The sequence below is a fragment of the Brevibacillus sp. YAE8 genome, assembly GCF_057543335.1.
In genome coordinates, this window is record NZ_BAAIYG010000004.1 from 23,832 (window position 1) to 36,971 (window position 13,140).

12 protein-coding genes are annotated in these 13,140 nt (G+C 55.0%); 2 read left to right on the forward strand and 10 right to left on the reverse strand.

From position 1 onward, the window contains the following. Nucleotides 1-101: 101 nt before the first annotated feature. Genes AC27IT_RS07995 through polA form a run of 4 tightly spaced genes read right to left on the reverse strand, consistent with a single transcriptional unit; the run spans nt 102 to nt 4,824 of the window. The gene (locus AC27IT_RS07995) at nt 102-665 is read right to left on the reverse strand and encodes a lytic transglycosylase domain-containing protein (protein WP_005833870.1); all 564 of its coding nucleotides are present in this window, start codon (nt 663-665) and stop codon (nt 102-104) included. Continuing rightward, on the reverse strand, nt 662-1,264 hold the full coding sequence (gene coaE, locus AC27IT_RS08000) for a dephospho-CoA kinase (RefSeq protein ID WP_005833868.1): 603 nt from the start codon (nt 1,262-1,264) through the stop codon (nt 662-664). The genes AC27IT_RS07995 and coaE overlap by 4 nt, the downstream gene beginning before the upstream one ends. A gap of 27 nt (nt 1,265-1,291) precedes the next feature. After that, entirely contained in the window at nt 1,292-2,119 is an 828-nt protein-coding gene (gene mutM, locus AC27IT_RS08005) for a DNA-formamidopyrimidine glycosylase (RefSeq protein ID WP_005833866.1), read from the reverse strand. A 53-nt stretch (nt 2,120-2,172) separates the two neighbouring features. Beyond that, nucleotides 2,173-4,824, reverse strand: coding sequence for a DNA polymerase I (gene polA / locus AC27IT_RS08010; protein WP_283858850.1), 2,652 nt, complete (start codon nt 4,822-4,824; stop codon nt 2,173-2,175). A 111-nt stretch (nt 4,825-4,935) separates the two neighbouring features. Between polA and AC27IT_RS08015 the strand changes: the two genes are divergently transcribed. Beyond that, the gene (locus AC27IT_RS08015) at nt 4,936-5,757 is read left to right on the forward strand and encodes a divergent polysaccharide deacetylase family protein (RefSeq protein WP_283858849.1); all 822 of its coding nucleotides are present in this window, start codon (nt 4,936-4,938) and stop codon (nt 5,755-5,757) included. Here the strand turns inward: AC27IT_RS08015 and AC27IT_RS08020 are convergent. Next, nucleotides 5,735-6,487, reverse strand: coding sequence for an N-acetylmuramoyl-L-alanine amidase family protein (locus tag AC27IT_RS08020; protein WP_025846844.1), 753 nt, complete (start codon nt 6,485-6,487; stop codon nt 5,735-5,737). The two genes, AC27IT_RS08015 and AC27IT_RS08020, sit on opposite strands and share 23 nt — an antisense overlap. Nucleotides 6,488-6,615: 128 nt before the next feature. Here AC27IT_RS08020 and AC27IT_RS08025 point away from each other — a divergent pair, with 128 nt between their 5' ends. Next, nucleotides 6,616-7,560 (forward strand): DMT family transporter, encoded by a 945-nt coding sequence (locus AC27IT_RS08025; RefSeq protein WP_005833858.1) that lies wholly within the window; start codon nt 6,616-6,618, stop codon nt 7,558-7,560. Nucleotides 7,561-8,070: 510 nt separating this feature from the next. Here AC27IT_RS08025 and AC27IT_RS08030 read toward each other — a convergent pair. The 5 genes from AC27IT_RS08030 to AC27IT_RS08050 all read right to left on the reverse strand — a co-directional run bounded on the left by AC27IT_RS08030 (nt 8,071) and on the right by AC27IT_RS08050 (nt 13,131). Next, complete coding sequence (locus tag AC27IT_RS08030) at nt 8,071-9,645, reverse strand: DHA2 family efflux MFS transporter permease subunit (protein ID WP_122953234.1); 1,575 nt, start codon at nt 9,643-9,645, stop codon at nt 8,071-8,073. 13 nt (nt 9,646-9,658) lie between these two features. After that, the gene (locus tag AC27IT_RS08035; protein ID WP_005833853.1) at nt 9,659-10,888 is read right to left on the reverse strand and encodes an efflux RND transporter periplasmic adaptor subunit; all 1,230 of its coding nucleotides are present in this window, start codon (nt 10,886-10,888) and stop codon (nt 9,659-9,661) included. Nucleotides 10,889-10,894: 6 nt separating this feature from the next. After that, nucleotides 10,895-11,554, reverse strand: coding sequence for an efflux RND transporter periplasmic adaptor subunit (locus AC27IT_RS08040; protein WP_007784784.1), 660 nt, complete (start codon nt 11,552-11,554; stop codon nt 10,895-10,897). A 9-nt stretch (nt 11,555-11,563) separates the two neighbouring features. Next, nucleotides 11,564-11,992, reverse strand: a complete 429-nt coding sequence (locus AC27IT_RS08045; RefSeq protein ID WP_283858848.1) for a MarR family winged helix-turn-helix transcriptional regulator — start codon at nt 11,990-11,992, stop codon at nt 11,564-11,566. Nucleotides 11,993-12,192: 200 nt separating this feature from the next. Continuing rightward, nucleotides 12,193-13,131 carry a VanW family protein gene (locus AC27IT_RS08050; protein WP_283858847.1) on the reverse strand — a complete coding sequence of 313 codons (939 nt, stop codon included), beginning with the start codon at nt 13,129-13,131 and terminating at the stop codon, nt 12,193-12,195. Between the last annotated feature and the right edge of the window lie 9 nt (nt 13,132-13,140).

Consider the following 13,140-nt stretch of genomic DNA (forward strand, 5'->3'; position numbering starts at 1 on the left):
CAATGTGTTTTACTGAAAAATAAATATTTGGACGATTTTCCCCTCCTATTTTTTGTACCCACGCAAAGATAAAAGCCGCTCTCCTGCAAGAGAAACGGCTTTTACCTCAACTGGAAGTCATATATGCGCTTGTAACGGTCATGATAATAGAGGACTCGCTGCACATATTGGCGCGTCTCTCCGAACGGAATGTCTTCAATCGTTTCGCGGTGCCCGCTCCACTGTTGGCTTTCCAGCCAGCCGTTCACTTTTCCCGGTCCGGCATTGTAGGCCGCGATGACCTTGATGAGATCGCCCTCGTAGCGGTTCAGCAAAAAGTTCAGGTACCACGTCCCGATCTCGATGTTCATGACGGGATCGTACAAGTACTGCTCGTCTTGCGGACGGAATTTGGCCTGGCTGACGATCCACTCCGCCGTATCCGGCATGATCTGCATCAGGCCGACCGCTCCTTTTTTCGAGACGCGGTCTGTTTTGAAGCCGCTCTCGGAACGGATGACGGCCAAAATCAGATAAGGGTCTACATTGTATTTGATCGCTGCTGTCACGATTTCCTGCTGATACTTGATGGGGTACATCCATTTCCAAACCAAAGGCGTGCCTTGCAGCAAAAAAACGCTCATCAGAACGAGCAGAATGAATGCTGCGCGTTTGCCTGGTCTCATGAGCGCTGCTCCGACCTGATTGCGGCGAGAAGCGCTTCCACCTGTCGCTCAGTCTCTTCGCGGGAAAAGGAGTTGTCGATCAAAAAGTCGGCTTCCAGCTTCTTCTGCTCAATCGGAAACTGGGCGCGCAACCGCTTTTTCGCCTGCTCTTCTTCCAGTTCGTCCCGCTCGATCATCCGCGCAAGCTGCATGTCGTACGGCGCGTAAACCACGACAATTTTCTCGACCATATGCTGCAGCTTGCTTTCAAACAACAGCGGAATGTCCATGAACACGATGTCAGCCCCGTTTGCCTCGGCTGCTTCCGCCTCTTCCCGCATCACTCGCCGTACCTCGGGATGGACGATGGCGTTCAGCTTTTGACGCTCGGACTCGTCTGAAAACACGATCTCCCCAAGCCCTTTTCGGTCAATTTGACCGTCTTCCAACAGGATGTCTCTTCCGAAATGACGCACAATCGCTTCATACGCCGGCTTGCCCGGCTCCACGACCTCTCTGGCGATCTGGTCCGCGTCAATGACCGGAATCCCGCGCTCTCTCAGCATGCCGGTCACTGTGCTCTTGCCAGTGGCAATCCCGCCCGTCAATCCTAAGATCATGCCCATCCTCCTCCCTCGGCAAAAAGTTTACTTTTTCTGGCACACTGGGCAAATGTGGGTTCCTCTGCCCCCCACCACAAAGCGGACAATCTCGGCTCCGCAGCGGACACAAGGCTCATTTTTTCGCCCGTAGACCATGAGCGATTGCTGGAACATCCCCATTTCGCCCTGCCCGTTCACGTAGGACTTGATGGAGCTGCCCCCTTGCTCGACTGCTTCGGACAAGGTAGCGACGATGCTTTCATGCAGTCGGTCGACCTCTTTGCGAGTCAATTTGCCTGCCGGCTTCTCGGGGTGAATCCCTGCCTTAAACAGTGACTCGTCCACATAAATATTCCCCAGTCCCACAATACATTCCTGGTTCAACAGGAGCGGTTTAATTTTTGTTGGCCTGCCTGCGAGCAGCTTGCGCAGGACGTCGGGAGTAAAGCTTTCCTCCAGCGGCTCTACCCCCAGCTTGGCCAGCGGTCCTGTAGCCGTCTCCTGGCCTTTTGGAAAAAGGTCCATCGTCCCGAACTGGCGCACGTCCCGGTAGCGCAGCTCGGTCTGGTCCGTGAAGTGAAACACGACGTGCGTATGCTTCTCCACAGGCTCGTCTGCCTGGTACAGCCCGTATCTTCCTTCCATCCGCAGATGGGAAATGAGCACGTCCTGATCCATGAAAAATTGAATGAACTTGGCCCGCCGCGCGATCTCCTGGATCGTCTGGCCCGCAAGCTGGGCCTTGAACGCTTCCACGTCATCCGGCTGGCGAACGATCCGGGGCAGATGGACACTGACCCGTTCAATCGTTTTTCCCAGCACCAGACTGCGCAATGTGCGGACGACGGTTTCTACCTCTGGCAACTCCGGCATATGCCTCCTCCTCTCGCTGACTGCATTCTCTCTTTTTTGGTTTGGCGGCCTGCCTACTTGGCGTCGTACCAGCTTCGCCCGTCGCTCACGTCCACTTTGAGCGGAACGTCGAGCGCAAGCGCCCCTTCCATGACTTCCGGCACGAGCTTGCGCATGATCGCAAGTTCGTTTTCCGGCACTTCAAACACGAGCTCATCGTGCACCTGCAAAAGCATCCGGCTGGACAGCCCTTTTTGCTCCAGGCTCTCCTGCATGCGAATCATCGCTAGCTTGATGACGTCGGCAGCCGTCCCTTGAATCGGCGTGTTCATCGCTGTGCGCTCCGCGAAGGAACGCAGGTTGAAGTTGCTGCTGCGAATGTCGGGCAAGTAGCGGCGACGGTGCAACAACGTCGTCACGTAGCCGTCCTGCTTGGCCTGCTGGACAATCTCGTCCATCCAGCGCTTCACACCGGAGAAGACGGCGAAGTAGCGCTCGATGAACTCGGCGGCTTCCTTGCGGGTGATGTTCAAGTTTTGCGACAAGCCGTAGTCGCTGATGCCGTAGACGATGCCGAAGTTGACCGCTTTGGCCTGGCGGCGCATCAAGGAAGTCACTTCGCCCTCGCTCACACCGAATACGTCCATCGCAGTGCGCGTATGAATGTCCATCCCTTTCCGGAACGCGTCGATCAAATTTTCGTCGCCGGAAATGTGGGCCAAAATCCGCAGCTCGATCTGCGAGTAGTCCGCTGCCAGCATGTACCAGCCGTCCTCGGACGGGATGAACGCCTCGCGAATTTTGCGGCCTTCCTCCATGCGAATCGGGATGTTCTGCAAGTTTGGTTCCGTGCTGGACAGACGTCCTGTAGCCGTGGTCGCCTGGTTGTACAAGGTGTGCACCTTGCTCGTCTTCGTATGAATTTCTTTTGTCAGCCCTTCAATGTACGTCGAGCGCAACTTGCCGAGCTGACGGAAGTTCAGGATCGCGTCGATGATCGGGTGGTACGGAGCCAGCTTCTCCAGCACGTCTGCACTGGTCGAAGGGCCAGTCTTCGTCTTTTTGATGACAGGCAAGGCCAGCTTGTCGAACAAAATTTCGCCCAGTTGTTTAGGCGAGTTGATGTTGAACGGCCCGCCAGCCAGGTCGTAAATCTGTGTGGTTAAATCGGCCAGCTTTTTGTCCAGCTCCTCGCCCATTTGCACGAGACGCTCGCTGTTGACCTTGACCCCTTGTTTTTCCATGCGCGCCAGCACCATGCTGAGCGGCGCTTCCAGATCGCGGAGCAGCTCCACCATTTCGTTTTCCGCCAACTGCTCGCGAAGTACCGGCACGCTCTGCCAAATCGCCGCAGCCTTGTGCGCCACATGTTCGCAGAGCACGTCCATTTCCGGCACGAGGCGCTTGGCCCCTTTTCCGTACACCTCTTCGTCAGACAGCACCCGCACCTGGGCGTACTGGGAAGCGATGCTGTCGAGCGTCGGATTGCTCTCCGAGGCGTTGAGCAGGTAGGAAGCGAGGTAGACGTCAAAGCTGATCCCGTTTGCCTCCAGCCCATGCCATGCCAGCCCTACCGTGTCGCGCTTGCCGTCAAACGCCCACTTTTCCTTGGCAGGGTCGGCCAGCCACGCACAGAACGCCTTCCACTCCCGCGCTACATCCCACGGTACGAAAAGCACCGTTCCTTCCGCTGCCAGTCCGAAGCCAAGAATCGGAGCATGGTGGTAGTTCTCGCCGTCCATTTCGATGTACAAGGCCATCGGGGAGGTCAGCTTGTCTGCGTACTTGTCCGCGTTTTCCTCTGTGACTACTTCAAATTCAAAAGGCTTTGCAGAAGTCTCCTGTCCGCTTCCTTCTGCGGGCTGTGCCACCTTGATTTTGGAGAGCAGCGACTTGAACTCCATCTTTTTGAAAAAGTCGCTGACGAGCGCTCCGTCGTAGCCGTCGTAGGCCGTCTCGTGCACGTCCAGCTCGACCGGAGCTTCGCGCAAAATCGTCGCCAACGCCTTGCTCATGTTAGCCTTGTCCACATTTTCGCGCAAGTTTTCCTGCAGCTTCTTGCCGGAGATGCGGTCGATGTTTTCCAGCACCTTCTCGACAGAGCCGTATTCGTGCAGCAGCTTCAGGGCCGTCTTCTCGCCGACGCCGGGCACGCCCGGGATATTGTCGGACGAATCGCCCATCAAGCCTTTCAAATCAATGATTTGCAGCGGCGCAAGGCCGTATTTTTCCTGAATTTCCTGCGGGGTGTACAACTCGATTTCACTGACGCCTTTGCGGGTCAGCGCGACCGATACGTGATCGGACACGAGTTGGAGCATATCCTTGTCCCCGGTAATGACGGTTGTTTTCCAAGCCTGGGCATCCGCATGCTTGGTCAACGTGCCGATGATGTCGTCCGCCTCGTAGCCTTCCAACTCAAAATGCTTGATCGAAAAGGCGTCGAGCAGCTCCCGGATGAGCGGAAACTGTTCGGACAGCTCCGGCGGCGTTTTGCTGCGCCCGCCTTTGTATTCGGCGTACTCGCTGTGGCGGAAGACGACTTTTCCCGCGTCAAACGCAACCATAATATGCGTTGGCTTCATTTCCTCCAGCACGCGAAGCAACATCGTGGTAAAACCGAGGACTGCGTTCGTGTGCAGTCCGGTTGACGTGGACAACAAAGGGAGCGCATAAAACGCCCGGTTGGCTACGCTGTTTCCGTCAATCAACACAAAATGACTCAAGGAATCCGACCCCTCTCGTGGCAAAACTACTATCTTTTATCGTAACATAGGGCGATCGCCTAAGCCAAGCCGCAGATACTGCGGGTAAACACCGGCGCGGTTGAACAGACTATGAAAAAAATGGACAAGGAAGGCGATCATATGTATTTGCTGAAAAGATTTCCGCTCGTGCTTGCCGCCCTGATTTCCTGCTTCACTTTTTCGTGGACTGCGGCCGCAGGCGACACCGCTCCCCCCGCACAGCCAAAACCGAAGCACTTGGTAGCGTTTGTCATCGACGACTTCGGCAACAACATGGCAGGGACGGAGGACATTCTGAATTTGCCCGTTCCGCTGACGGTCGCGGTCATGCCGTTTATGCCGAGCACGAAGCACGACGCCGAGCTCGCCCATCAAAAGGGGCACGACGTGTTCGTCCACATGCCGATGGAGCCTGTCAAGGGCAAGCGCTCCTGGCTCGGGCCAGGGGCGATTACGACCGATCTGTCCGATGAAGAAATTCGCCAGCGGGTCGAAAAAGCGATTGACGACGTGCCGCACGCCATCGGGATGAACAACCATATGGGCTCCAAGGTGACGGCTGACGAGCGCATCATGCGAATTATCATGAGTGTCGTCAAAAAGCGCGGCCTCATATACCTGGACAGCAAAACGACAGACAAGAGCGTGGCCGGCAAAATCGCCGAGGAGATGGGCGTACCGCACGCGGAAAACCGGATTTTTCTCGACGACGTCTACTCTGTTCCGCACATCACCAAGCAGATGGAGAAAATATGCAAGCTGATCGGCAACCACCCGCTCTGCATCGCGATCGGGCACGTCGGGCCTCCGGGCAAAAAAACAGCCTCCGTTCTGCGCCAGTACATCCCGCGGATTCAGAAGGAGGCCGAATTTGTCACGATTTCACAGCTTATTCATCAAGTCGGCCATTGATCTGCTGGATCAATGGCTCTTGCCACCAGCTTTCTTCTGCGAACGTCTCCATTTTCAGATTTCCTGTCAAGGTCACGTATTCGCTCACGGCTTCTCTGATGGCCTGGGCGATTTTTTCTTGTGACGCAGGATTGGTCAGCATTTCACGGTCAGAAGCGTTGCTGATAAACCCCATCTCCACGATGACCGACGGACAGTAGCTGTGACGCAGCATGTAGTACGTCTTGCCCTTGACCGGCTTGTCGTTTGTGTTCGCCAGCCGGTTCAGCGAGCTTTGCAGCAGATCGGCCAGCATAAAGCTCTGTTCATTGCTCTGGTAGAGCACGACTGGCCCGCGGCGGCGCGAATCGCTCGACCAGTTCACGTGCAGGCTCAGCATCATTTGCGGCACGATTTCCTTCGCCAAATTTTTGCGCTGGGCGAGGTCGCGAATATGCCGGGAGCGATTGCCCAGCCAGCGGTTGTCGTCGCTCAGCGCGATATCCTCATAGCGATTCAACGCTACGCTGTACCCTGCCTTGGTCAGTTGCTCGTACAGGCGCTTGGCAATTTGCAGATTGATGTCTTTTTCATGCAGATTGCCGTAAGAGGTGCCGGAGTCCACCCCTCCGTGGCCGACGTCGATCAGGATGTGGATGGGGGTCAGCGGGATCGCTTCTGTTCGCGCAGGCATGCACACGAGCAAAAGCAACAACACAACGATGCGGAAAAAGGAATGTAGGTATCTCATGCCTGTAGGATTGCCTGATTGAAAAAAAACCTTTCAGGCAACTGGGTAAGCATAACATTGTGAATTTTTCAGGCGAACGGTACAATAGAAAACATCGTGACTTGTAGCTGACATAAGAAGGTGTACACATGAATCAACCATTGGAAAAGCCGCTGTTTCCCCCGTACTTGGCACTGCTCATCGGGGTGATCGCCATCTCCTCGTCCGCGATTTTCGTCAAGCTGTCCAGCGCGCCTGCGCCGATTATCGCCACGTATCGGCTGATTTTTTCCGTCGTCCTGACGCTTCCGTTTTTGCTCTGGAATCGCGGCGCTCTCGCGGAGATCGGAAACATGAGCAGAAAAGTGTGGCTACTCTGTCTATTGTCCGGCGCATTTTTGGCCAGCCATTTTCTGTTGTGGTTCGAATCGTTGAACTACACGTCTGTAGCCAGCTCAACCGTGCTGGTAACGTTGCAGCCCTTATTCGCCTTTATCGGCGGTTACTTCTTTTTCGGGGAGCGCGTGCGGCTGCTCGCACTCTCGGGCGGATTGCTCGCCATCGCAGGCAGCTTCGTCATTGGCTGGGGAGATTTTCAGGTCGGCGGCATGGCTCTTTTCGGCGACGCGCTCGCCTTGCTCGGCGCGGTGACCGTCACCGGCTACTGGCTGGTCGGCCAGTACGTCCGCCAGCACATGTCTTCGTTTACCTACACACTGGTCGTCTACACGGCGACGAGCGTGATTCTGGTCGCCTACGATCTCGTTCTCGGCTATCCGCTGGTCGGCTACCCTGCACAGGACTGGGGCTGGTTTTTCTGCCTCGCGCTGTTCCCGACCTTGCTCGGCCACTCGATTTTCAACTGGGTCATCAAATGGTTGAACACGACCACGATTTCCATGGGCATTTTGGGGGAACCGATCGGAACCGCCATCCTGGCTTACTTCATTCTGGGAGAAGTCGTCACCGTGCCGCAATGGGTCGGCGGACTGATTATCATCGCCGGTATTTATTTGTTTATTCGCTATAACCAACCAGCAAAAGGAGTGTCTTTAGGTGAACAAGCACCCCCAACCCCGAAAAAGCTTGCGTGAATTTGTGAAAGGCCTGAATGTCTGGGCCAAGATTGGCTGGACGGTTTTGCTTGGTTATATTGTGGGGAGGATTGTGTACTGGTTGTGGAAAGTTTCGTCTTAGGGGATTGCCTTGATCGGTACTTTTGGTGAGGCGAGGAAAGAGGCGAAATCGCTGTAGCTTCTTGGAATCCCTGCTGGGAAGCTTCACTGCATGGCTCCGTGGAAAAAGCGAAACCGCGTCCAAAGTGGTCCATTCAAGGAAGATCGAACGACAGAAACAGCTCGCAGAGGAAACAGGAGAAACAAGCGAAGGTCTTTGGGACTCCTGCCCAGCTTCCCCGCCAGAGGCCCCAAGCACCTGCAGCGGTTTCTCCTGTTTCCTCCCTCCGTTACAGCCACGATCCACGCCATTCTTCCAAGCAGTAAGCCCCAGCACAAAAGCCGGAACAAGCACGCAACAATATAAAAGTAGGGTCACTCCCGCAGCCGGACATGAGGCTTGCAGAAGTGACCCTTTCGCTTTTTCGTTTAGGCAGCCGCCTTTTGCTGCTCGGGCGCCTGTGGATTTTTCTTAGGTTTTTTATGCAAAAAGTACAAGAGTGGAATCGACAGCGCAATCGGGATTACAGAGACGAGGAAGGTGTCCCCGATTCCTTGCACCAGCGCTTCCTTCGCCATCATCCCGTACAGGATCGTGCTGGCCCCGCCTGCGGCGCTCGCTGCATCTACCCCTGCCTGCGCGTACAAGCCGGAGATGCCGCTGATAAACTGCGTCGCCATATCCGTATTGAGATTGTCTGCGATCGACGCCATGTGGAAATTTTGGCGCGCCTGCATGATAACCGTCAAAATCGCAATCGCAAACGAGCTCATCACCTGACGCAGCACGTTGGAGAGCGGCGAAGCGTCCCCTACGCTCGTGCGCGGCACGGCGTTCATCCCGACTGTGGACAGCGTCATCATGCACAGCCCGATGCCGACGCCACGGATGGTCAAAATCATGTCCATCCAGGAGTGCATGCTGTCTGCCGCGAGATTGTGCAGCTCATAAGTCGTAACCGTCATGATCGTCAGCCCGACCAGCCCGATCGGGCCGATGCCGTATTTGTCCATCAGCTTGCCGCTGATCGGCATCATGACCGCCATCGCGATAGATTGCGGCATCAGCAAAATTCCCGACTCCATGGCCGTCATCCCCTGGATGTTTTGCAGGAAGATCGGCATCAGGAAGATCCCGCCCATCATCCCCATCATGACGAAGCCCGAAGTCAAGATACTGATCGAAAATACCGGGATTTTCAGCAGCCGCAGATCCAAGAGCGGCTGTTCTTTTCCCAGCTCCACCCAGACGAACAGCGCCAGGCTCATGATCGCCACGAAGAACAGGCTGACGATGAAAAAGGACGTCCATCCCTCTGCCTGCCCTTTGCTGAAGGCGAGCAGAAGTGCGCCAAAGCCGACAATCGCCAGGAAAGCCCCGAGGTAGTCGAACTTCAGCTCCGGCTTTTTCGGCGTTTCCTTGAGCAGCACCATACTCATGATAACGGCGAAAATCCCGAACGGAACACCGATCAAAAACAAAAACTGCCAGCTTAAAAATTCGATGAGGTACCCGCCCAATGTCGGACCGAGCGCGGGCGCCGTCATCGAGGCAATCCCGAAAATCCCCAGCGCCATCCCGATCTTTTCGCGCGGGACGATCATGTAAATCATCGACATTCCGATCGGCATAATCATCCCGCCACTCACGCCCTGCACGACGCGAAAGGCGATCAGCGAAGAATCGCTCCAGGCGAGCGCGCAGAGGACGGAGGAGATCGTAAAGGCCGCAAGCGACAGGACGAATATTTTTTTCGCCCCGAACTTGGCCGACAGCGAACCGCTCATCGGAATCATGACGGCGTTTGCCAGCATGTAGCCCGTCAAAACCCATTGCATGGTCTCCGTCGTGGAGCCGAAAATACTGACCATGGTGGGCAGGGCAACGTTAATCAAACTGTTATTCAAAATCGCAACGAAGGTTCCCGAGAGGATCGCGACCAGTGACAGCCACATGCCGCCACTGCCGCTTTTGTCCTCCCGCTGTGCCACCGCTTCCGCCATGCCATCACCCCCGTTAGTTTGCGATTACCTTGGTGCCCTCGGACAATTTGTCTGTCGGATTCAGCACGATCTGATCGTTGTCTTTCACACCTTGGGTTACTGTTGTCCACTCACCGCTGGCGCTGTCTACAGACACTTCCACCTGATGGACGACGTCGTTGTCCACGGTGTAAATGTAATGCTTGTTATCTTTTTCCAGAACAGCCGAGCTTGGCACTTTCATTCCCTGGCTCGCCTGACCTTGCAGCACGACCTCCGCTACCATCCCTGCGCGCAGCAGTCCTTCCTGGTTGCTCACTTTGACCTTGATCGGGAACGAGCTGCTGTTGGCGTCAGAAACCGGGGAGACGAACTCGACAGTTCCTTTCAGAACCTTGCCGCCCAGACTGCCTACTTTGACGTCAACCGTAGAGCCTACTTTGACATTGTTGATCTGATCCTGGGAGACGCTCGCCTCCACCTTCACGTCAGACATGTTCACCAGCACCAGAAGCGGCGAGCCTGCTGCCGCCATCTCGCCCGGATCAATCGAGCGCTTCGCGACGATTCCGCTGATTGGCGCGCGAATGATCGTGTTGTCATAGCTGCTTTTCGCCAGCTCCAGGCCGGAATTGAGACGGCTTACTTCCGCTTGCAGGGCTGCGACCGTATCCGCAGTCGGACCCGCTTTCGCCAGATCGTACTGCGCCTGTGCCTGCTCCAGACCAGTACGCGCCTTTTCCAAATCGAGCGAAACTTTTTCCAATTCCGCCTGGGACAGCGCTCCTGCGTCAAACAAAGCTTTCATCCGGTTGTAGTTGCTCTCTGCTACTTTCAAACCTGCCTGCGCTTGCGTCACGACGCTTGCCAACTGTGTGAGCTGCTCGTTGCGCGCGCCTGCTTTTGTGTCGCGCAGCTTTGCGTTTGCTCCGGCAATCGCGGCCTGTGCCTGGTTGATTTGCTGCTGGTAATCGGCTGCTTCCAGCGTCACCAGGACATCGCCTGCCTTGACGACAGAGCCTTCCTTCGCGTTGACGCTCGCCACTTTGCCCGATACTTTGGAGACGACCTGAATCTCGTCCGAAGCGGCAATTTTCCCGCTCGCAATCAGGCCGGATTGCGAGGACGTCACCTTCCACGTCTTTACAACCGGGATGCTTTCCTCTCCTGTCGAAGCAGAAGACGTATCACTACAGCCTGCGGTAATGAGCGAAATTGCCATCAGCACGGCCGCGATCGATTTCCATTGAGCTGTCTTTTTCATGCCAGATTACATCTCCTTCACTTGCACTTTGATCTCGGCGTTCAAACCGGCAGCCAAATGTAGACCTGCTGTGTCGTCAATGGCAATTTTAATCGGAATCCGCTGGGTGACCTTTGTGAAGTTCCCGCTAGTGTTTACGGCTGGCATCAAGGAAAACGTGGAGTTGGTTGCTTTGCCGATCTCCATCAGATGGCCAGTCAGCTTTTTGCCCGGGTAGGCATCCAGCGTAAATTCTACCTTTTGTCCCAGTTTCAGTCGCCCGATCTCGGTTTCTTCCAGGTTGGCGGAGATGTACAGCTTGCTCTCGTCAATCACCAGCGCAACGGATTGTCCTGTGGAAACAATCTCGCCTTCCTTCGCCTGCGTTTTGATGACCGTGCCAGTGATCGGGGAACGCAGCACGCTGTTTTCCAAAAGGTTTGTCGCGATGTTGGTCGTGTCTTGCTGCCCGACGATCTGGTCGGCTACGACTGTGTCGCCTTCTTTGACAGTGAGGGCAGTCAGCTTGCCTGTCATTTTGGGCATGACCCGATAAATGTCCCCTGCCACTCTGGCATCCTGCGTCGTTACGTAATGTTCACCCTGATACCAGTAGTAGTAACCGATGCCCCCGCCCCCTACAACGAACAGGAGCAAAATGACATACAATACCAGTTTTCGCTTCATGGTTTCTCCTCAGCTTTCTCTCTCTTCTAGTTTCGCAATCAACGTTTCCATCGAGTAAATAATGCCGTCCAGGTCTTCATCCGAAAAACCGTGGAAAATCCGCTTGTAAAATTCCTCTGAAAAAAAGTCCACCTTGGCAAACAGTTCTGTAATCTTCTCCGTTTTCCGAATCCAGACGACACGGCGGTCTTTGTCGTCGCGGACACGCTCGACCAACTGCTCTCTCTCCAGCCGGTCAATGATGCCGGAAACGGTACTGTACGACAGATCGACAGCTTTGCTTAGCTGGCCGATCGTCTTGGGATCGCAATGAATTTGCCGGATGACCATCAACTGAGGAACGGTCAAGCCGTACTTGCTCAGCTCCTTCGTAGCCATCGTCGCAAACGTCTTGTTCAGACGCTTCAGCAATTCCCGTATATGCAAAGGCTTGTTCATGATGCACTCCTTTCCTACCTAATATTTCGGACACGAAATTTTTATCACAGGAAACACTATACGACTTTTTTGATTCCGTGGCAACTATTTCTTTAGGTTAAATTTTAACTAGGTAATTGTAAACGCTACCTTGCCAACCGCGCTGGCGAAACCTTCCTTTTTTCGCTCTCCATACAAAAAAACCAACATGCCCATGCAGCTCAAGGCAATGTTGGTTCTGTGATGGTCTCGGGGCTTGCAGGCCCTTCCTCCGGCGTATTTTGGCGCACGCTCGGCACGTGGCGCGGCTCGTATTCGATCTCGGGAAAAGAGTTCACAGTCACGTACATCGTCCCGTTTCCAGCGATGGCGCGGATCATGACCGGGTATGCATACTTGTTCTGAAAGACAAAATCCGGGCCGTGCCAGCTCACGGTCGCATCCCGGCCAGGAGGCACATAGGCGACGTTCCTGCTGTGGGAATAGCGCTGCATGATATGCAAGCCCGCCTTGTCGACCGCATTGAACAAGGTCGAGGACACTTGGCAAATCCCGCCCCCGATCCCTTCGGAAAGCTCTCCCCTGACGATGATGGGCGCTTGCAGGTAGCCTTTTTCCTTCGTCCTTTGGCCAACTACTTTATTGAAGGAAAAAATTTCTCCCGGCAACACGACGTAGTTGTTGATCGCCTGTGAAGCGAGCCTGATGTTGTGAGAGCGGTTTTTGTTCCGCGAATTGAAATAGGTGGCATACTGCCCGATCACTTTTTTCCGAACTTGGCTGAGGAGAGCCTTGTCCACCTTTGGATACACTTCCTGGTAGGAGACTTGCATGGTCGCAGCGCCCTGCCCGTAGTAATACTGGTAAAACCGCTCCAAAAAAGCAGCCTCGTCCAGCTTGCGGCCTTTTTTCTCGGGAACGATGGCGCCGTGCGCATTAATCGTCGCATTGATCGGCGCTACATACGCTTCTTTGGCTACTGCGTCTATCAATTTTTGCAAACGGTAGTCATCCGCGACAGGGACACCGTCAACAGGCAAGGTATAATCCGCTCGGTCCAGGATGGCTACCGTTTTGTCTCCCAACTCGACGTGCAAAAAGTTGGTCGGATCGAGGGGATTGGCTAGCAAAAGCAAAGCCAGAGTCAAAGCAAAACCCATCCGGCCACT

Bases quoted from the DNA above. Each gene is read 5' to 3' on its own strand.
- AC27IT_RS07995 (WP_005833870.1), bottom strand. From the start codon at position 665: ATGAGACCAGGCAAACGCGCAGCATTCATTCTGCTCGTTCTGATGAGC.
- AC27IT_RS08030 (WP_122953234.1), bottom strand. From the start codon at position 9,645: ATGGCGGAAGCGGTGGCACAGCGGGAGGACAAAAGCGGCAGTGGCGGC.
- AC27IT_RS08050 (WP_283858847.1), bottom strand. From the start codon at position 13,131: ATGGGTTTTGCTTTGACTCTGGCTTTGCTTTTGCTAGCCAATCCCCTC.
- AC27IT_RS08020 (WP_025846844.1), bottom strand. From the start codon at position 6,487: ATGAGATACCTACATTCCTTTTTCCGCATCGTTGTGTTGTTGCTTTTG.
- AC27IT_RS08025 (WP_005833858.1), top strand. From the start codon at position 6,616: ATGAATCAACCATTGGAAAAGCCGCTGTTTCCCCCGTACTTGGCACTG.
- AC27IT_RS08045 (WP_283858848.1), bottom strand. From the start codon at position 11,992: ATGAACAAGCCTTTGCATATACGGGAATTGCTGAAGCGTCTGAACAAG.
- coaE (WP_005833868.1), bottom strand. From the start codon at position 1,264: ATGATCTTAGGATTGACGGGCGGGATTGCCACTGGCAAGAGCACAGTG.
- AC27IT_RS08015 (WP_283858849.1), top strand. From the start codon at position 4,936: ATGAAAAAAATGGACAAGGAAGGCGATCATATGTATTTGCTGAAAAGA.
- AC27IT_RS08040 (WP_007784784.1), bottom strand. From the start codon at position 11,554: ATGAAGCGAAAACTGGTATTGTATGTCATTTTGCTCCTGTTCGTTGTA.
- mutM (WP_005833866.1), bottom strand. From the start codon at position 2,119: ATGCCGGAGTTGCCAGAGGTAGAAACCGTCGTCCGCACATTGCGCAGT.
- AC27IT_RS08035 (WP_005833853.1), bottom strand. From the start codon at position 10,888: ATGAAAAAGACAGCTCAATGGAAATCGATCGCGGCCGTGCTGATGGCA.